Below are 19,190 nucleotides of genomic sequence, written 5' to 3'. Positions count from 1 at the left end.
AAGAATGAAGAAAAAAGGAACCATTGCGATTGTCTCAGCATTAGGACTTGGGTTCTGTGCCTATGCCCTTCGTCAACCAGCACCTGTTAAAGAAGAAAAGAAGAATCAGGTTCAATACTTACAGGGAGATAAAACTAAGAAAGCCTCAAGGGCCAGTAAGAAAGAAGAAACTATTGATTCGGTTAATTCCAAGGAAAATACGCAGGCAGAACAGATCGTTGTCAAAATTACGGATGATGGTTTTGTGACCTCCCACGGGGATCACTTCCACTATTACAATGGGAAGGTCCCTTATGATGCTATTTTTAGTGAGGAGCTCATTTTACGAGACCCGTCTTATCAGCTTCAAGAAGCAGATATCGTCACCCGTGTCAAGGATGGCTATGTGATTAAACGAGCTGGGAAATACTACCTTTATCTGACAGATGCCCGCCATACAGTTAATGTGCGCTCGATTGAAGAAATTGCCGAGCAGAAAAAAGGAGGGATCGTCAAGGAGCAAGGAGAGGAAGGTTTGGGAGCGACTGGCTCCTCTCGCAAACTTACTAAACTGCGAGATTTTAGCCAACCAAGTCAAGCCTTGAAGGAAGGCAAGACTCTTGAAAGTCTCACCTCAGGAACTCGTCCTAGCAAAGGTGGCTACCAGACAGATGATGGCTATGTCTTTAGTCCTGGGGATGTGATTTCAGATACAGGTGATGGCTTTATTGTTCCACACGGAGGCCATTATCATTACATTCCAAAGAGTGCCCTATCAGCTGGAGAGTTGGCGGCTGCTCTGTCCGTCTTACATGGTCAGTCTAGGAAAAATGAAGAAAAAGTCCTAGCAACAGGCTCAACAGAAGATAAGAGAGGTGGCCAAGCTTCACAGGGACAGGCCACTCCATCCCTTGAAAAGGAAACTCCAAATCCATTCTCCCCTAGTCCTCTGACTCCAATTCCTACAGGTCCGACTACCGGGTCAACAGAGGGGCATCAGACCTCAAGCCTTGCCAGACTTCTTGCAGAGTTGCAAAAGACACCTCTGACTTCTCGTCATGTGGAGTCGGATGGTTCAGTCTTTGACCCAAGTAAGATTAGCAAATGGACAGACCAAGGGGTAGTCTATCCTCACGGAGATCATTTCCACTTTATCCCTTATCAGGAACTTTCGCCTCTAGAGCGCGAGCTAGCGCGGCACTATCAATTTCTCCGTGCCCAAGGAGGCAGTGCTGCAACTGAAGAGACACCAAATCTTCCTTCGATTCCAGAGCCAGAGGGCCATGCGCACGATCACGATCATGAGGGTGAGCATCACCATCACCATAAGCAGGAAGAGGAGCACGATCATGGCTTTCATGCGGATCAAGTCATCAGCAAGGATGATGAGGGCTATATGGTCGCTCACGGGGACCATGCCCATTATTTCTACAAGAAGAATCTCTCTTCTCAAGAAATTGCTGCAGCAGAGGCTGTTCTGGCTGGTAAGCAACAAGAAGACAAAGGAAAACCACTGACAGACGACGTGACCACTTACTCTCGTGATGCTTCTGATGAAGAAAAGATTCAGTACATTAGCCAAACCTACGGAGTTCCTCGAGAAGCAATCAAGATTTCGAACGGCTTCTTTGTCTTTAACAATCCAGACCAAGAATACGATCCGACCCATATCCATCCTTATGCCGTTCGGAAGGAACATGTCCGGATTCCGCTTGAAACGGGCAATCCGGAACTAGATTTCATTAACGAGCTCTATACGACTGCCCTTCGTTCAGGAATTTCTCCTTATAGCTTACAGATTGAGAATGGTCAGTTCGTCATCCCACACGGAGACCACAACCACTACATCAAGGTTCGCTCGGCTGGCCTAGCCGCTTACTTAGCCCACCGCCTACCTACCATCCAATCTCCTTATCAAAAAGGAGACTTGGACCAGAAGGTTGTAGAGGCCAAGGTCAACCAACTCTTAGCTGAAAGTCGCACTCTTTATGCTTCCGATCCTCTGCAACAAAGACGGATTGAGTTGATTTTGGGGCACTTCTTGGAGAATGTCAAGAGCTTCCCAAGCAACTCGACAGCAGGTTATCTGGCTAGTCTCGACCAAGTTGATCAACAGTATATCCATGCTACCCAAGCGGTTAAGCCAATAGAAGAAACGGTCTTGGATCGTCGTTACCAAGAGTTGCTAGAGCAGGTTCGTTTGTTGGATACAGAGGCCTTCCAGCTTAAGAAGGAAGAACTGGTGGCTCAACTACAAGAAGCTTATGCAACTAAGAATGGTCAGTTGCTAGAGGGGCAAGGGCAATTGCTACAGGCTATTCAGGAGATGCAAGATCGAACTGGGGTGACTTCAGTGGACTACCTCAAGTATTTCTACCAAAGCTTGAGTGATGCGCGTTTGACACCAGAATTACGCACTCGAGCTGCAGATCTGGCTTTGAAACTTTATCGTGCTCAAGCCTTTGAAGAAGCCTGGGATTCAAAAACCCACTTTATGGAACTTTACCAAACCAAGCAAGCCATTGATCAGCTCTTTTCTCAAGAGCATGCTCCAATCTACCCGATTGAAAGGACTGTTTTGGATCAAAAAGGAGGTGAAGCCCCTTCTTATAACTTAGCTGTTTACGAGTTTCTTAAAGGGGTCTATGGGGAGCTGGATAAGGCGACAGAAGCTCATCAAGAGGCCAACATGCTAACAGCTCTCTTGAACCAAATCGAGAGCCTCTTACCTCAGGTGGAAGAAGGTCAGCGAACAGGATTTGAAGAGCATTTGGCTCAGCTACGCCAAGAAGAGGAAACAGGCAAGGCTCTATTCAGCGGTCAAACCCTACTTCGGCAAGTGGGGGAAGCCATTGAGAAGCAAAAGCAAAAGAAAACAGACACCCCTCAGATTGATGATCTTGCTCTTTACCAACAGCTCTACAACCAGTTGATGGCCCTGCACAAGCAATTGCTTGAAAAAGGAGCGAGTGATGCAAGTTTTGAGCGCTTGGAAGCTCTATTTGATCAACTAGCTAATCCTAAGAGTGACAAGACAGCCTTGCTTCAGGCCATACTAGCCTTTCAAGCAGAGTTAGCCTCTCCATCAGCAAGTGCCACAGTGGAGGGCTCCTCAGCACCTCTTGCTAGCGAGACGCTAGCTTCTGATTCGGCTACTGCATCCGTTACGCAAGCAAGCAATCCAAAAGAAGAAACCAGTTCGGAAGAACTTCCGACGGTAACTGGGGAGAAAGAGAATGCTCCAGCAAGTCCTGTAGAAGGAGAGACTCAGGAATAAATCACACTGTAAGAAAAAACACCGAATCGTATGGATTCGGTGTTTTTATCGGTCATTTCCATTTTTTTCTTGGGCCAGAATTTCTTCAAATCCTTGGGATAAGGCTTCGACCTGGATGGGCTCTAGAGTAAAGGGATGAACCAAGGTGAGGCGGTGGGCATGGAGCATGAGACGGGATCCTCTTTCTGGGTTGTAGAGAGGATCTCCCATGATGGGATGCCCATGATGAGAGAGATGGACACGGATTTGATGCGTCCGGCCAGTCTGGAGTTGGCACTTGACCAAACTCGTTCGTTTGAAGACCTTTAAAATCGTCACGTGGGTTTCCGCATAGAGTCCTTTTTTAGGATCGACGATGCGCTTACGACGATCATGACGATCACGACCTAGCTTATCTTTATAAACCACCTGTTTCTGGGGGAGCTTCCCTTGGATGAGGGCCCAGTATTCTCGCTTGATTTTCCGATCCTCTAGCAAACGGTTGAGGATGGGGAGGACAAAGGGATTCTTGGCAAAAAGAAGGGCTCCACTGGTCTCCTTGTCCAAACGATGAACGACATAACAGGTCCCCCCCACGTAACTAGAGACGTGATTCAGAAGGGCGACTTCGTCTGGTTGATTGGCGTGGGTTTTCATCCCTTCTAGCTTATTGACGATGATCAGGTGCTCATCCTCGTAGAGGACCTCAACCAGACTAGGGTCACCAGCTAGGAGAGACTTTTCTTCATAGTCTTCAGGGTCAAAGGTCAGGGTGAGGTCATCTCCTGCCTGAAGAGTGCACTGCCAGTGGACTGCTTGACCATTGACTTGGACGTTTTTTTTGGTCCGCAAAAAATGGCGAATTTTTCGTGGGATGAGGAAATAGTCTTCTAGAGCTTCCTTGACCGTCATAGTTGGAAAGGCTTTTGGGATGGTAATCGTGTATTGCATAGTGCTATTGTATCAGAAAGCTAGGGGAAAGAAAAGACGAGACCAATCTTGCTCGGCAGAAGAGAAACATCCTCAGATTAGCTAAGAATTGGAACTTGGCAGAAGCTTAAAGAAATCTAAAAGAGAAGCTACCTTCGGAGGTCTTTCTTGTCTAGTCGTGGGGAAGGTGATAAAATAAAGATTATGAACAAATTAAAAGAATTGATGGAGGGAATGATTCGTCATTTCCAACGAGACAAAAAACCAACCAAGATTGCAGAGGAGGTGGAGTTGCCGACGGATGGTGAGGAGTTAGCTCCGACCTATAGCCGTTCAGACAAGAAACACAAGAAACCTCTGTCTCAGCATCCTTTTAGACGCTTTTGGCGTAAGTACCACTTGACCAAGATCTTCTTGCTCATTGGCTTGATTTTCAGTTTGGTGACAGGAGGCTATCTCTTTTATCTTGCCAAGACGACCAATGTGGCAGATTTGCAAAATGCCCTCAAGGCGACCACCATTATTTACGATAAGGATGGGAACCAGGCCGGGAGTCTGACAGGTCAAAAGGGAACTTATGTTGAGCTAGATGCCATTAGTGAAAATCTGCAAAATGCAGTGATTGCGACAGAAGACCGGACCTTCTACAAGAACAGTGGGATCAACTACGGCCGTTTCTTTCTAGCTATCCTGACAGCGGGGCGCTCTGGAGGAGGATCAACCATTACTCAGCAGCTAGCTAAGAATGCTTACCTCTCTCAAGACCAGACCATTGAGCGTAAGGCTAAAGAGTTTTTCCTGGCTCTCGAGATCAATAAAAAGTACAGCAAGAAAGAAATTCTGACCATGTATCTCAACAATGCCTACTTCGGCAATGGGGTTTGGGGGATTGAAGATGCTTCTAAGAAATATTTCGGAGTGTCGGCTAGTCAATTGACTCTCGATCAATCAGCGGTTCTTGCAGGGATGCTTAAGGGACCAGAGATTTATAATCCCCTTTATTCTGTCGAAAATGCGACCAACCGTCGGAACACTGTTTTGCAGAATATGGTGGCTGCTGGCTATATCGATCAGGCCACAGCAGACCAATCTGCTACGGTAGATATTCACGGTCAGCTCATCGATGCCTATGAAGGCAAGTCAGAAGATTATCGCTATCCTTCTTATTTCGATGCGGTGATTAATGAAGCCGTCAATCGGTATGGCCTGACGGAAGAAGACATTATTAAAAATGGCTATCGGATCTATACAGAAATGGATCAGAATTACCAGGCCAGCATGCAGGTCATCTATGACAATGTGGATCTCTTCCCCCTTGCAGAGGATGGCACCCGGGCAGAATCCGGTAGTGTGGCCTTGGATCCAAAGACAGGAGGAGTTCGTGCTATTGTCGGTCGTGTCGGAAGCGACCAAGGAGTCGGCTTTAGAAGCTACAACTACGCGACCCAGTCTGCAAGAAGTCCTGGTTCAACCATTAAACCGCTTGTGGTCTACAGTCCAGCAGTTGCCAAGGGTTGGTCGACCAACATGGAATTGGATAACACTACAACCACCTATGGAAATTACACCGTAAACAACTATGGGGGAATTCAAACTAGTCCAACGGTTCCGATGTATCAGGCCCTGGCGGAATCCCTTAACCTACCGGCAGTTGCCACAGCTAATGAATTAGGTCTTGACACAGTCTTTGATTATGGGAAGAAGTTTGGACTTAATATGGACAAGGTTCATCGTTCTCTTGGTGTGGCTCTCGGATCTGGTGTTGCGACCAATCCTCTGGAGATGGCCCAAGCTTATGGGGCTTTTGCTAATGATGGAGTCATGAACGATGCCCACCTCATTACCAAAATTGAAAATGCGAGTGGCCAGGTCGTCAAGAGTCATAGTCAGAAATCTACCCGGGTCCTCAGCACCTCTGTTAATCGAAAAATGACCAATATGATGCTAGGAACGTTCTCCAACGGGACAGGGGTCAACGCAGCTCCTTATGGCTATACCATGGCTGGGAAGACAGGGACAACAGAGACCGACTTCAACCCAGATTTATCTGGGGACCAGTGGGTAATCGGTTATACTCCAGATGTAGTCCTCAGCCAGTGGCTAGGTTTCCCTAAAACAGATGAGACCCATTACCTGACGGGGACCAGTGCGGAAACGGCCTCGATCATCTTCCGCAATGTCGCCAACAGCGTCCTGCCTTATACGGAAGGAACCAGCTTTGACGACGAGAAGAACTCCTACGCGGAAAATGGGATTGCGCCAGTCGGCCAAGAAACAGAAACTGACGCTCAGACAGATGACAAAGGCTTCTTTGATCAGGTAAAAGAGCAAGCTTCCAATATGGTAGACCAAGCCAAGAAGGCCATCGATGAAGCAGACCTTCCTGGTAAGGCCAAGAATGCTTGGGATACCTTTAAAGGTTGGTTTGGCTATTAAAAGGAAAGTCCTTCAATATGAAAGCTACCAAAAAGCCTTCAGAGTATATCTGAAGGCTTTTTGACTAGAGTGTTAGAGGTTTGCATCAGAAACACTAAAGGTATCACCGTGCTCAAAGTCTCCGTACTGGTATCCTCGCTTGAACCAGCGCATGCGTTGCTCGGAGCTTCCATGGGTGAAACTATCTGGGACAGAGTAACCATAGGCCTGCTCTTGGAGAGTATCGTCCCCTACTGCATGGGCAGCATTGAGAGCTTCTTCGATGTCACCTGTATCCATGAGACCTTGCTCCTCGATATAGCGGGCCCAAACACCAGCATAGTAGTCTGCTTGAAGCTCCAAGCGAACATTCAGGGCGTTTTTCTGTGTTTCAGATTTCCCCTGGGTGGCCCGTTGGTAACTTTGAAGGGTTCCTAATTCGTTTTGGATATGGTGGCCGACCTCATGTGCGATAACATAGGCCATGGCAAAGTCACCGCTGGCCTTGTATTTAGTGGTGAGCTCTTTGTAGAAGCTAATATCCAGATAAATTTTTTGATCGCTAGGGCAGTAGAAAGGACCTGCTGCTGCTTGCCCCACTCCACAGCCTGTTCGCGTTTGACCGGTGTAGAAGACCAAGGTCGGTTTATGATAGGTTCGACCTTCTTTTTGGAAAGCTTGGCTCCAAAAGTCTTCTGTCGTCCCCAAGACTTGGCTGACGAACTTGGTGTCTTGGTCGCTAACTTTGGTTTGCTCTTGGCGCGTGACTTGGCTGGAGTTGTAGTTCTGAGTGGCTTGCTCCGGATTAAAGATGCCACTCAGGCCAGCTCCCCCACTCAAAAGAACCAACAGTAAAATCATAATGATCTTGCTCTTGAAACTTCCTGGAGAGAGGAGGATTTGGAGGATACCCCCTCCTATATTGCCACTCGAGCGTCCAGATGAGTAAGCGCTCCCGCTCTGTCCGCGCCGGTCTTCAATATTTTTACTTTCTTTCAGATGATCGCTTTTCATAATTTCTCCTTTATCTACTATATTGTATCAAATCATGGGGAAAAGCCAAATAAAATGCGTCTCTATAAAGCAGAAGTTCTTGTCAAAAAAGTGAAAACTTGCTATAATGGTGTGAATGGAGGCGTTATGGCATTAAAAAAAGCAAGTCTAGCGTGTACGGTTTGTGGGTCACGCAACTACTCAATCAAGTTGAGTGCGACGCCAAAACCAAAACGTCTAGAAGTTAACAAGTTTTGTAAACATTGTAGTAAATATACAATTCATAAAGAAACCAGATAGGAGATTGTTGTGAAATTTATCAGAGATATTTTTGTCTTACTTAAGAACACGACTTGGCCTACTCGCAAAGAAAGATGGAAAAACTTTATCTCCGTGATTGAGTATACTGCTTTCTTCGTAGTCTTGATTTATTTCTTCGACCGCGTAGTAGCGAAAGGTATTTTACAAATTATTGATTTGTTCTAAGAAGCAAGAAAAATCGCGTCCCAAGAGGATGCTTTTTTTCTTACTGGAACAGAAAAAAACAAAGAAATTACTTTGCTTTCTCTAGTTTTATGTTATAATGGACCTAGGAAAACGAGAGCCGCTAGGCTTTTTTTAGTATCGTGATGAAGCGATGACTTCTATCAGATCAGAAAGGAAACTCAAATGGATAGTTTTGATAAAGGCTGGTTTGTCTTGCAGACTTACTCAGGCTATGAAAATAAAGTGAAGGAAAATCTTCTTCAACGGGCACAGACCTACAACATGTTGGAAAATATCTTGCGGGTAGAAATCCCTACTCAAACTGTACAAGTTGAAAAGAACGGAAAAACAAAAGAAATCGAAGAAAACCGCTTCCCTGGTTATGTCTTGGTTGAGATGGTCATGACAGATGAAGCTTGGTTTGTCGTTCGGAATACGCCAAACGTAACGGGCTTTGTTGGCTCTCACGGGAACCGTTCAAAACCGACTCCTCTCTTGGAAGATGAGATTCGCAATATCTTGATTTCTATGGGACAAACTGTACAAGACTTCAACATTGATGTCAAGGTAGGAGATACCGTTCGGATTATCGATGGAGCCTTTACTGACTACACTGGTAAGATCACTGAAATTGACAATAACAAGGTGAAAATGATTATTTCCATGTTCGGAAATGATACAGTTGCTGAAGTTAACCTCAACCAAATTGCTGAATTATAAGATAAAACTCTGGTTAAGATGAATCGTCTTAACCAGAGTTTTTATAGTAGCCTTCAATTGCTACTTCAAAAAACAAAAAAGCCCTATTTCTAGGGCTTTACGATATAAAGGAATAAACCAATATAAAGTTTTATCATCAAGGCGGTAGACGGATTTGAACCGACGATCAAGCTTTTGCAGAGCCGTGCCTTACCACTTGGCTATACCGCCATAACATATACTATTTTAACCTAAAAATCAGATTTGGTCAAGAAAAAGTTTTTCACAAACTTTACAAAAAGAGACAAGAATAAATAAGGAAAGTCCTTGTTGACAGGCTCAACATTTTTAAGGTAAAGGGGCTGAAAATATGATGATCATTAGTTGATTCATGATGGAGAAAGAGTGTGACTGAAAAAGTTTGCGAGCAGAGGAGTTTCATCGAAACGAGGACCTAGATTTTCTCTTTGCAAGTAGTGAGCAAGGAGGATTTGATTAGCCAGGAAAATCTCTCAAATGACTTGCAAAAAGCTTCTAAATCTGCTATACTTATAAAGTTGCGTAAAGCAATAAATACTCATCCTGGATCCATTGTGGCACCGTTGCCCTTGTGGTCGTGTTGCAAGCTGACGTCTGGGAGAGGAGAAAAAAACAAAAAGGAGAATTTACTCATGGCAGTAATTTCAATGAAACAACTTCTTGAGGCTGGTGTACACTTTGGTCACCAAACTCGTCGCTGGAACCCTAAGATGGCTAAGTACATCTTCACTGAGCGTAACGGAATCCACGTGATCGACTTGCAACAAACTGTAAAATACGCTGATCAAGCTTATGACTTCATGCGTGATGCTGCTGCAAACGATGCAGTTGTATTGTTTGTTGGTACTAAGAAACAAGCTGCTGAAGCTGTTGCTGAAGAAGCTGTTCGTTCTGGTCAATACTTCATCAACCACCGTTGGTTGGGTGGTACCCTTACTAACTGGGGAACAATCCAAAAACGTATCGCTCGTTTGAAAGAAATTAAACGTATGGAAGAAGAAGGAATCTTCGACGTTCTTCCTAAGAAAGAAGTTGCACTTCTTAACAAACAACGCGCTCGTCTTGAAAAATTCTTGGGCGGTATCGAAGATATGCCTCGTATCCCAGACGTAATGTACGTTGTTGACCCACATAAAGAGCAAATCGCTGTTAAAGAAGCGAAGAAATTGGGAATCCCAGTTGTAGCGATGGTCGACACAAATACTGATCCAGACGATATCGATGTTATCATTCCAGCTAACGATGATGCAATCCGCGCTGTTAAATTGATCACTGCGAAAATGGCTGACGCAATTATCGAAGGTCGTCAAGGTGAAGACGCAGTTGCAGCAGTTGAAGCTGAATTAGCAGCAACTGAAACTCAAGCAGATTCAATCGAAGAAATCGTTGAAGTTGTAGAAGGCGACAACGCTTAATTCATAATCGTAATTACCTAGGAGGGCGGGGCTTAGCCCGGCTCTCCTATTTTTAAAAAAATATAGGAGAATCAAAATGGCAGAAATTACAGCTAAACTTGTTAAAGAGTTGCGTGAAAAATCTGGTGCTGGTGTCATGGACGCTAAGAAAGCATTGGTTGAAGTTGATGGTGACATCGAAAAAGCGATCGAATTGCTTCGTGAAAAAGGGATGGCAAAAGCAGCTAAGAAAGCTGACCGTGTTGCCGCTGAAGGCTTGACTGGTGTTTATGTTGATGGAAACGTTGCAGCAGTAGTTGAAGTGAACGCTGAGACAGACTTCGTTGCGAAAAACGCTCAATTCGTTGAATTGGTAAACGAAACTGCGAAAGTGATTGCTCAAGGGAAACCAGCTAACAATGAAGAAGCTCTTGCTTTGACAATGCCTTCAGGTGAAACTCTTGAAGCAGCATACGTATCTGCAACAGCTACAATCGGAGAAAAAATCTCATTCCGTCGTTTTGCTTTGCTTGAAAAAACAGATGCACAACACTTCGGTGCATACCAACACAACGGTGGACGTATCGGTGTTATCTCTGTTGTCGAAGGTGGAGACGAAGCACTTGCTAAACAAATTTCAATGCACATCGCTGCAATGAAACCAACCGTTCTTTCTTACAAAGAATTGGATGAGCAATTCGTGAAAGATGAGTTGGCACAATTGAACCACGTGATCGACCAAGACAACGAAAGCCGTGCAATGGTTGGTAAACCAGCTCTTCCACACTTGAAGTATGGTTCTAAAGCTCAATTGACTGACGAAGTGGTCGCTCAAGCTGAAGAAGATATCAAAGCTGAATTGGCAGCTGAAGGTAAACCAGAAAAAATCTGGGATAAAATCATCCCAGGTAAAATGGATCGCTTCTTCTTGGACAACACGAAAGTTGACCAAGCTTACACACTTCTTGCACAAGTCTACATCATGGACGACAGCAAGACAGTGGAAGCTTACCTTGAATCAGTAAATGCTTCAGTTGTTGAATTTGTTCGCTTTGAAGTTGGTGAAGGTATTGAAAAAGCTTCAAATGATTTTGAAGCAGAAGTTGCAGCTACAATGGCAGCAGCTCTTAATAACTAAGATAGGCTACAAAAAGAGGTTTCAACACAGAAACCTCTTTTATGCAAGATGAAAAGGACTGAAACAACTGTTTCAGTCCTTTTGTGCTTAATGAGCGAAGGTATCCAGTCCAAGTAAAAGAGAAAGAATCCCCATGATAAGACCTGCTAGAATAACCCCTAACATAACTGCTAGAACACTGCGTTTGAAATCCCAATCTAGGATGGAAGCGGCGAGGGTTCCTGTCCAGGCTCCTGTTCCTGGGAGAGGAATCCCAACAAAGAGAAGAAGGGCCCAAAAGATTCCTTTATCTCCTGCAGCTTTTTCTAATTTTTGACCGCCCTTATGGCCCTTATTCAAACACCAGGTGAAGAAGGAACCGATGATAGGTTTATCTGCTCCCCAGGCGAGAATATGACGAGCAAAAAAGAAGATAAGAGGAATCGGAAGCATATTGCCGATAACCCCAATCGTGAGCGCCTGCCAGAGGGGAATTCCTCTTGAAATAGCAAAGGGAACAGCTCCACGGAGTTCCACGAGAGGAACCATAGAGATTAAAAATGTAAGAATGTATTTCATTAGATTTCCTTTTTAATTGATCCTTTCCATTCTACTCTATCTTCGTTAAATTCACAACCATTCAGACTAAAAATTCTGCAAATCTAAAACAGAAGCAGTAACTTCCGGCTAGTTTGTGAAAAAAGCAAGAGGAATTTTAGTGCTCTTCAAGTTTTCAGAAAATAATTTGGAAATTTACCAAAATCTATTAAATAGTTAAGCTTCATCCAAATTTTGTATTTTTCGGTAAAAAAGGACGATTTTCTTTGCTCTACAAATTATAGTTCTTTTTAATCAAACTAAAGACACTCGGATTCTTCTCTTGTTTAAGTAAGATTATTTGGTATAGTTATTAGGTGAGATTCTCTACTGTTTACCCAGTATTGAAAGCGCTTACGTTATCACATGATCCCAAGAGGAGGTTATTTATGGGAAAGTCATTTTTTGAAAAGCGCAGTGTGTTTAGTATTCGCAAGTTAGCGGTTGGAGCTTGCTCCGTGTTAATCGGTGTTTCCTTCTTTGGTGCTCCGTCTGTCTTAGCTCAGGAGGATGGAAAAGCTCTAGCAGAAGAGGAGGTGACACCATCTAGTGAACAACCGCTTGTGACAGAAGGCGCAGTTGAAAGAACTACTATAGAGGCTCCAGCTGTCATTACTCCTGAAAAGAAAGAGGAAGTGCAAGTAGTGCCAGCAGGAGAAAAACAAACTCTTGCTGAGCAGAGTGGTAGGGATCGTGCAGCGGAAGCTGCTCAAGTGAGCTCTCAAGAACAAAGCAAGGGAGCAGAGGATATGGTGCAAGATCGCGAACGAGATTTTAATAAAGATTGGTATTTTAAACTCAATGCAGGCTCTGGTGCGGAAGGGAGAAATGTCGATGTCAAGGATTGGAAGAAACTGGATCTTCCCCATGACTGGTCTATTTTCTTTAACTTTGACCACAACTCACCTGCTCAAAACGAAGGAGGCCAACTCAACGGTGGAGATGCATGGTATCGTAAAACCTTCCGTCTAGAGGATCAGGACTTAGATAAAAAAGTACGCCTCGACTTTGGTGGAGTCTATATGGATTCCAAGGTTTATGTCAACGGTCAATTTGTTGGACACTATCCAAATGGTTACAATGCTTTTTCTTATGATATCACTCCTTATTTGAATACAGACGGTAGTGAAAATAGTATTGCAGTTCATGTAGTCAACCAACAACCAAGTAGTCGTTGGTATTCAGGTAGTGGAATCTATCGGGATGTGAAACTAACAGTCACAGATAAGGTCCATCTGGCTAAGTATGGTACTACTATCACTAGTCCAAAATTAGAAGAACAAAAGAATGGGGCTGTCGATACCCTCGTTAAGAGTCGCATTGTCAATCAAGACGATCAAGCCCATGAGATCTATGCGGAGTACGAAATCCTAGACCAAAATGGTCAAGCCGTTAGTCAAAAGGTCCGTAGTGAAGCTCAATCTGTCTTAGCTGGTCAAGAAGTCCACCTATCTCATACTCTTCAAGTGGAAAAACCGACCCTCTGGGATGTGAAGACCAATAACCCAGCCCTCTATACTTTGTATACTCGTGTTTATCGAGATGCACAATTAGTGGATGTTCAAAAAGAACGCTTTGGCTACCGTTATATGAACTGGACACCAGAAGGAGGTTTCTTCCTGAATGGTGTGGCTACGAAATTCCACGGGGTATCCCTTCATCATGACCATGGGGCCCTTGGAGCTGAAGAAAATTATAAGGCGGAGTACCGTCGTCTGAAACAAATGAAGGACATGGGAGTCAATTCTATTCGGACGACCCACAACCCAGCAAGTGAGCAAACCTTGCAAATCGCAGCGGAACTGGGCTTGATGGTTCAAGAAGAAGCTTTTGATACCTGGTATGGCGGTAAAAAGCAATACGACTATGGTCGTTTCTTTGAGCAAGATGCCACTCACCCAGAAGCTCGGAAAGGGGATAAGTGGTCAGATTATGATCTGCGAACCATGGTGGAACGCGGCAAGAACAATCCAGCCATTGTTATGTGGTCAATCGGAAATGAAGTCGGCGAGGCAGATGGTTCAGACAAATCTGTTGCAACTGTTCGTCGTTTGGTCAAGACAATTAAGGAAGTCGATGCGACCCGCTATGTCACCATGGGAGCAGATAAGTTCCGTTTTGGCGATGGAACAGGTGGCCATGAAAAGGTAGCAAATGAGTTAGATGCTGTTGGTTTTAACTATTCAGAAGCCAACTATGAGAGCTTGCGTGCTAAGCATCCAACATGGCTCATCTATGGTTCAGAGACGTCCTCTGCAACACGGACACGGGGATCTTACTATCACCCTGAAAGAGAATGGGTGGGTAGCAACCAAGAAGACCGTCATTATGAGCAGTCAGACTACGGAAATGATCGAGTAGGTTGGGGAAGAACAGCCACGGATTCTTGGACTTTTGATCGCGATCATGCTGGCTATGCAGGGCAATTTATCTGGACCGGTACCGATTACATTGGCGAGCCAACTCCATGGCATAACCAAAACTCAACCCCTGTAAAAAGCTCTTACTTTGGTATCGTCGATACAGCAGGAATTCCAAAGAACGATTATTACCTCTACCAAAGCCAGTGGTTGTCAGCTGACAAACATCCGATGGCCCATCTCTTGCCACACTGGAACTGGGAAAATGAAGAACTGGCTAAGAATGTCATGGATGAAGAAGGTCGGATCCCAGTCCGCGTTTTCTCCAATGCCCACAGCGTGGAATTGGTTGTCAATGGAGAATCAAGAGGAGTTCAAACCTTTACCAAGAAGACAACAGCTGATGGTCGAACCTATCAAGAAGGGGCAAGTCCAGACCAACTCTATTTGGAATGGTTGGTGCCTTACGTGCCTGGTAAAGTAGAAGCGATTGCTCGGAATGAAGCTGGTGAGCAAATTGCTTACGATAAGATCGAAACAGCTGGGAAGCCAGCAGGGGTTCGTCTGGTCAAAGAAGAACATGCCATTGCAGCAGATGGAAAAGACCTGACCTACATTACCTACGAGGTGGTCGATGATCAGGGGCGTGTCGTGCCAACAGCTAACAATTTGGTACACTTCCACCTTCATGGACAAGGTCAAATCGTCGGAGTAGATAATGGAGAACAAGCTAGTCGCGAACGTTATAAAGCCCAGGAAGATGGGTCATGGCAACGTCGGGCCTTTAACGGCAAAGGGGTTGTCATTGTCAAGTCAACTGAGCAAGCAGGCTCCTTTACCCTATTTGCAGACTCCGATCGTTTGGATTCTGATCAAGTGAGCCTCTTTACTGGTAAAAAAGACCAAGCAGAACGCTCTGTTTTGGGAGTTGAACCGGTTCGAACTCAGGCTTACTTGGGAGAAAGTCCTATGCTTCCAAGCCGTGTATCTGTAGTGTATAGCGATGGCCAAGCCCAAGAGGAAGCCGTTGAATGGGAAGCGGCAGACTATAGTCGTGCTGGCCAAGTCCGTGTGAAAGGCCATGTCCAAGGACAAACCGTTGAAGCCCTTGTCAATGTGATTGGAGTCGATCGAGTCCTTCCTGTCATCAAACAAATCCCTCAGGGAGCGGATCTATCCACTGTGGACAAATCCGTTCAATTGGTCTTCACAGATGGCCAAACTGCCAGCTATGAAGTCGACCAATGGACCTTAGAAGCAGGCCAAGAAGCTGATCTAGAGACTCCAGGAGCCCGCTTGAAAGCAACCGGTCAGTTAGGAAATGGAGAGATTGTTGAAGCAACTCTTGTTGTCGCAGGTAGTGAAGCTTCAAAAGTGAAAAAACCAAAAGTTCATCTGGATGGCCAAGAACTTCCTAAATTTGGTAGTGGCAACCGGACTATCTTCCGTCCACTTCCCTATGGTCAGGAGCCGGGTCTGGTAACTGCGACAGCTGAAAATGGCGAAGTAACAGTGATTCAAGCCAATCGTGAAAATGGCTTGAAGGCTCAGATTTTTGTGACGGCTAAAGATACTGGAGCTGTGCAGACCTATGCTGTTCAATTCCAAGAAGAAAGTCCAAAAGTTCAAAAAGTAGAATTGCGCTTGCCAGAAGGCCAGGACTTCAAGGAAGATCAAACACTTCCTTTGGAAGTCGTAGCTCATTACCAAGACGGTAGCAAGGCTTATCTAAAAGCAGATCAAATTGATATTGCGACAGCCTCTGGTAGCCAAGGGAAGGCTGTAGTAACAAAAAATGGTCTTGAGCTGAGAGAGCCAGGTGCAGTCCGCCTTGAAGCTCACTATCAAGGACAAACAGGGCATGTAGACTTTACGATTGCTCCAAACCAAGAAGAAAAATCAGTCGTAAAAGTTCGTCCAGTACGTGTGAGCACAGATCGAGCTGTATTGCCAACTCTTCCAGAAACAGCTTTAGTGGAATATGACAAGGGATTCCCTAAAGAAAAACCAGTGACTTGGGAGCCAGTGTCAGCGGATCAAGTGGGTCGTTACCATACCTTTACCGTCAAAGGCCACATTGAAGGAATCGACCAAAAAGCTGAGGCAAAAGTAACTGTAGAAGGCATTATTGCAGTGGAAGAGGTGAGCGTGACGACGCCTGTCGGAGAGCGGCCAGCGCTTCCAGAAAGTGTTCGTGCGTATCACTCTAACGGGAAGTCCTTCGCAGCAAAAGTCGTTTGGGATCAAGTTAATCCACAACAATTTGCCCAAGAAGGGGAATTTGTTCTAGCTGGGAAAGTGGAAGGAACAGACCTGCCAACTCGTTTGCATGTTCGTGTTTCTCAAGATACCGTTCAAGGTGCAAATGTAGCAGAACAATGGACAGGTTCTGTCTTACCATTAGCCTTTGCAAGTGATTCCAATGATGCAGACCCGGTTGCTAAGGTCAATGATAAAGTGATTTCCTTTACAGATGCTCCTGCCAACCGTTGGACCAACTGGGGTCGCAACAATGCCGAAGATTCAGTCGGAATCTTGTTTGGGGATTCTGGTATCTTGACCAAGCGTGCTGTGGATAATCTCCACGTTGGTTTCCATGAAGACCATGGAGTCGGTGCTCCTAGTGAGTATGTGATTGAATACTATGTGGGTGAGCAAATCCCAGCAGTACCAAGCAATCCAAATCGCGTCAAAGACGAAACAGACCATCCATTTAACAACCCAGCTAACTGGAAAGAAGTGAGCCACTTAACCGTTGAAGAACCTGTAACAGCTGGAAAGATGAATCATTTTGCCTTTGACAAGGTAGACACTTACGCAGTTCGGATTCGTATGAAGACTCCAGAAGACAAGCGTGGAAGCTCTATTTCAGAAATGCAAATTTTTGCTAAGAAAGTAGCAGCAGAATCCAAGAGTCAATTAACCATTCGTGTCAATAACCAAGTCTTACCAGGTATCAATCCAAGTGTGACTGATTATTATATCGATGGGCGTGGTCCACAAGTGGATGCAAGCGCTAGTCAACACGGCCTCGCAACAGTGGTTCCAAGCGTCCACGAAGGTGAGCCAATCCGCGTCATCCACAAAGCAGAAGATGGCACCATCTTACAAGAATACCGCCTCCATCTCACAAGCGATGCAGAAAAACTGAAACAATCTGCTCCAGTAGCAGTGGAAGCAGGTAGCCGTTTTGTGAAGGTTGGTCAAAATCTAGTTTTACCATCTACCGTAGGCGTCTACTTCAAAGGGGCTACAGGCTATGAACGCAAGGAACTGACGGTGAACTGGCAAGCTGTACCAGCAGATGCTCTTTCTCATGAAGGGACCTTTACCTTACAAGGCAAAGTCATTGGCTATGATCTCACCGCTCAATTAACGGTTCGAGTTTCAGAGAAAACAGGGGAAAATCTATCTGTGAATCCGAACTATAATGGAGAGGATACCAGAGCATTTGCCAGTGAAACCAACGATCTCGATCCAAATCAAATCGACTATATCGATTACATCAATGATGGTGGCTACAACGAGTACTATCGTTGGACCAACTGGAAGAGAGAACCAGATCAAACAGAAGTGTTTGCCGGTCTCATCTTTAAGAAAAATGGTCAAGTAACAGAGCGCTTAGTCAATAAAGTAGCAGTCGACTTCTTTGCAGATCAGGAAACAGGTCTGCCAACCAAGACGGTTCTTGAACGCTACATTGGACCAGACTTTGATGTTCCGGATGATTATGGCAATCTAAAAAACCTTCCAGATCATCCATTTAACCAAGCCTCTAACTGGGAAGAAATTCCTTACAGCTTGGATTATGACTTTGAACCTGGTTATATCTCCAACCTTAGCTTCAATGAAACCAGAACCAAAGCCATCCGCTTAAGAATGGTTCGAAATGAGAATCTAAAAGGGATTGGAATTATTGAACTGAGTGCCTATGCACCAACGGAAGAAGCTAATGCAACGACAGATGTCTCTATCCAAGTAAATGGCAAAGACTTGGAAGGGTTCAACCCAGATGTGACGGATTATCATCTAGAGTATGAGGGAGAACGTCCAATAGTTTCAGCACAAGGTAAGAATGGGGCAGCTGTTACAGTTGTTGATGCTAAAGGTTCTGATACACCTGCTCTTGTCAAGGTTGTATCAGAAGATGGCAAGCTCGAAAAAGTATATCAAATCTCACTCATAGCAAAAGCACCAACAGGAACAGCTATTCCTGAAGATGGTGTGAAGAATCTGGTTCATACCAAACCAGAGTTGGTGATTGAGCCAGAAGAGAAGGACTTTGAGCGCCTAGAACGTCCAAATGCGGATCTTCAGAAGGGTGAGAAACGTGTGGTTCAAGAAGGTCAAAAAGGCCGCAAATTGCGCTTGGTGGAAGTCTCTCAAGAAAATGGTGTGGAAAGCCGGAAGGAACTGGATGCCTTTGTCGAGGTGGAACCAGTAGCAGAGATCACAGAAGTCGGCACCAAGGAAGTTCCAACGGAAAATCCAAGTGACAAGCCAACGCCACAGCCAGAACCACAGCCACAGCCGCAACCACTTCCGAACCCAGAAGTTCCTCATGCGCCAGTTTCAGAAAGACCAGTGCAGGCAGCTACTCCTAAGCCATCTCTTGAGGTTAAAGGGGTGCATCATGAAGAGACAAATGCAGCAGGGAAGGAAGTCGAGAAAACAGCTCAAACACCAGCAGTTTCAGCTGCTCCAGTTTCCGAAGGGACTTTACCGAATACGGGAACAGAAGAAAGCGTCGCAAGCCTCGTTGCAGGTCTCCTAGCAGCAGGACTTGCCGGTGCTATGCTGGATGATAAGAAAAAAAGAGCCGATAAGGCCAAGTAAAAAGCTGGACAAGCCAGCAACTATACGGTGAAAAGTTCACAGGTAAAAAAATGAGGATGGGGAAAGTCTCCACCCTCTTTACCTGATGA

General features: G+C 45.1%; 11 protein-coding genes and 1 tRNA gene. 8 read left to right on the top strand and 4 right to left on the bottom strand.

The genetic code is table 11. The annotated features are described in order from the left end of the window. Window positions 1-4 precede the first annotated feature (4 nt). Window positions 5-3,256 carry a pneumococcal-type histidine triad protein gene (locus E5S68_RS07525; protein WP_135782973.1) on the top strand — a complete coding sequence of 1,084 codons (3,252 nt, stop codon included), beginning with the start codon at window positions 5-7 and terminating at the stop codon, window positions 3,254-3,256. A 45-nt stretch (window positions 3,257-3,301) separates the two neighbouring features. On the opposite strand, the gene E5S68_RS07520 is transcribed toward E5S68_RS07525, so the two are convergent. After that, window positions 3,302-4,186: an RluA family pseudouridine synthase gene (locus E5S68_RS07520; protein ID WP_167470842.1), complete on the bottom strand. Its 885-nt coding sequence runs from the start codon at window positions 4,184-4,186 to the stop codon at window positions 3,302-3,304. A 183-nt stretch (window positions 4,187-4,369) separates the two neighbouring features. Here E5S68_RS07520 and pbp2a point away from each other — a divergent pair, with 183 nt between their 5' ends. Next, entirely contained in the window at window positions 4,370-6,601 is a 2,232-nt protein-coding gene (gene pbp2a / locus E5S68_RS07515; protein WP_135782972.1) for a penicillin-binding protein PBP2A, read from the top strand. 72 nt (window positions 6,602-6,673) lie between these two features. Here the strand turns inward: pbp2a and ypfJ are convergent, their stop codons facing one another. Further along, window positions 6,674-7,594 (bottom strand): KPN_02809 family neutral zinc metallopeptidase, encoded by a 921-nt coding sequence (gene ypfJ, locus E5S68_RS07510; RefSeq protein WP_135782971.1) that lies wholly within the window; start codon window positions 7,592-7,594, stop codon window positions 6,674-6,676. Between the two features lie 126 nt (window positions 7,595-7,720). Here ypfJ and rpmG point away from each other — a divergent pair, with 126 nt between their 5' ends. The 3 genes from rpmG to nusG all read left to right on the top strand — a co-directional run bounded on the left by rpmG (window position 7,721) and on the right by nusG (window position 8,779). Further along, window positions 7,721-7,873, top strand: a complete 153-nt coding sequence (gene rpmG / locus E5S68_RS07505) for a 50S ribosomal protein L33 (protein ID WP_006595433.1) — start codon at window positions 7,721-7,723, stop codon at window positions 7,871-7,873. Window positions 7,874-7,882: 9 nt separating this feature from the next. Further along, complete coding sequence (secE, locus tag E5S68_RS07500) at window positions 7,883-8,059, top strand: preprotein translocase subunit SecE (protein ID WP_135782970.1); 177 nt, start codon at window positions 7,883-7,885, stop codon at window positions 8,057-8,059. Window positions 8,060-8,242: 183 nt separating this feature from the next. Then, on the top strand, window positions 8,243-8,779 hold the full coding sequence (gene nusG / locus E5S68_RS07495) for a transcription termination/antitermination protein NusG (RefSeq protein ID WP_135782969.1): 537 nt from the start codon (window positions 8,243-8,245) through the stop codon (window positions 8,777-8,779). A gap of 139 nt (window positions 8,780-8,918) precedes the next feature. On the opposite strand, the gene E5S68_RS07490 is transcribed toward nusG, so the two are convergent. Continuing rightward, window positions 8,919-8,989, bottom strand: a tRNA-Cys gene (locus E5S68_RS07490). Window positions 8,990-9,429: 440 nt separating this feature from the next. Between E5S68_RS07490 and rpsB the strand changes: the two genes are divergently transcribed. Together rpsB and tsf are read left to right on the top strand one after the other, a co-directional pair. Then, window positions 9,430-10,212, top strand: coding sequence for a 30S ribosomal protein S2 (gene rpsB / locus E5S68_RS07485; RefSeq protein WP_135782968.1), 783 nt, complete (start codon window positions 9,430-9,432; stop codon window positions 10,210-10,212). A gap of 76 nt (window positions 10,213-10,288) precedes the next feature. After that, the gene (gene tsf / locus E5S68_RS07480; RefSeq protein WP_135782967.1) at window positions 10,289-11,329 is read left to right on the top strand and encodes a translation elongation factor Ts; all 1,041 of its coding nucleotides are present in this window, start codon (window positions 10,289-10,291) and stop codon (window positions 11,327-11,329) included. Window positions 11,330-11,416: 87 nt separating this feature from the next. On the opposite strand, the gene E5S68_RS07475 is transcribed toward tsf, so the two are convergent. After that, complete coding sequence (locus E5S68_RS07475) at window positions 11,417-11,887, bottom strand: COG2426 family protein (protein WP_135782966.1); 471 nt, start codon at window positions 11,885-11,887, stop codon at window positions 11,417-11,419. A 407-nt stretch (window positions 11,888-12,294) separates the two neighbouring features. Between E5S68_RS07475 and E5S68_RS07470 the strand changes: the two genes are divergently transcribed. Further along, complete coding sequence (locus E5S68_RS07470) at window positions 12,295-19,101, top strand: Ig-like domain-containing protein (protein ID WP_135782965.1); 6,807 nt, start codon at window positions 12,295-12,297, stop codon at window positions 19,099-19,101. Window positions 19,102-19,190 lie beyond the last annotated feature (89 nt).

Origin of the sequence: Streptococcus rubneri (assembly GCF_004785935.1) — a bacterium.
Lineage (GTDB): Bacteria > Bacillota > Bacilli > Lactobacillales > Streptococcaceae > Streptococcus > Streptococcus rubneri.
Note: the sequence above shows the minus strand (reverse complement) of the source record. Positions and strands in the feature narration are given on the sequence as shown.

Excerpts from the sequence above, each read along its gene's own strand:
- E5S68_RS07525 (WP_135782973.1), top strand. The coding sequence starts at position 5 with ATGAAGAAAAAAGGAACCATTGCGATTGTCTCAGCATTAGGACTTGGG.
- E5S68_RS07520 (WP_167470842.1), bottom strand. The coding sequence starts at position 4,186 with ATGCAATACACGATTACCATCCCAAAAGCCTTTCCAACTATGACGGTC.
- pbp2a (WP_135782972.1), top strand. The coding sequence starts at position 4,370 with ATGAACAAATTAAAAGAATTGATGGAGGGAATGATTCGTCATTTCCAA.
- ypfJ (WP_135782971.1), bottom strand. The coding sequence starts at position 7,594 with ATGAAAAGCGATCATCTGAAAGAAAGTAAAAATATTGAAGACCGGCGC.
- rpmG (WP_006595433.1), top strand. The coding sequence starts at position 7,721 with ATGGCATTAAAAAAAGCAAGTCTAGCGTGTACGGTTTGTGGGTCACGC.
- nusG (WP_135782969.1), top strand. The coding sequence starts at position 8,243 with ATGGATAGTTTTGATAAAGGCTGGTTTGTCTTGCAGACTTACTCAGGC.
- rpsB (WP_135782968.1), top strand. The coding sequence starts at position 9,430 with ATGGCAGTAATTTCAATGAAACAACTTCTTGAGGCTGGTGTACACTTT.
- tsf (WP_135782967.1), top strand. The coding sequence starts at position 10,289 with ATGGCAGAAATTACAGCTAAACTTGTTAAAGAGTTGCGTGAAAAATCT.
- E5S68_RS07475 (WP_135782966.1), bottom strand. The coding sequence starts at position 11,887 with ATGAAATACATTCTTACATTTTTAATCTCTATGGTTCCTCTCGTGGAA.
- E5S68_RS07470 (WP_135782965.1), top strand. The coding sequence starts at position 12,295 with ATGGGAAAGTCATTTTTTGAAAAGCGCAGTGTGTTTAGTATTCGCAAG.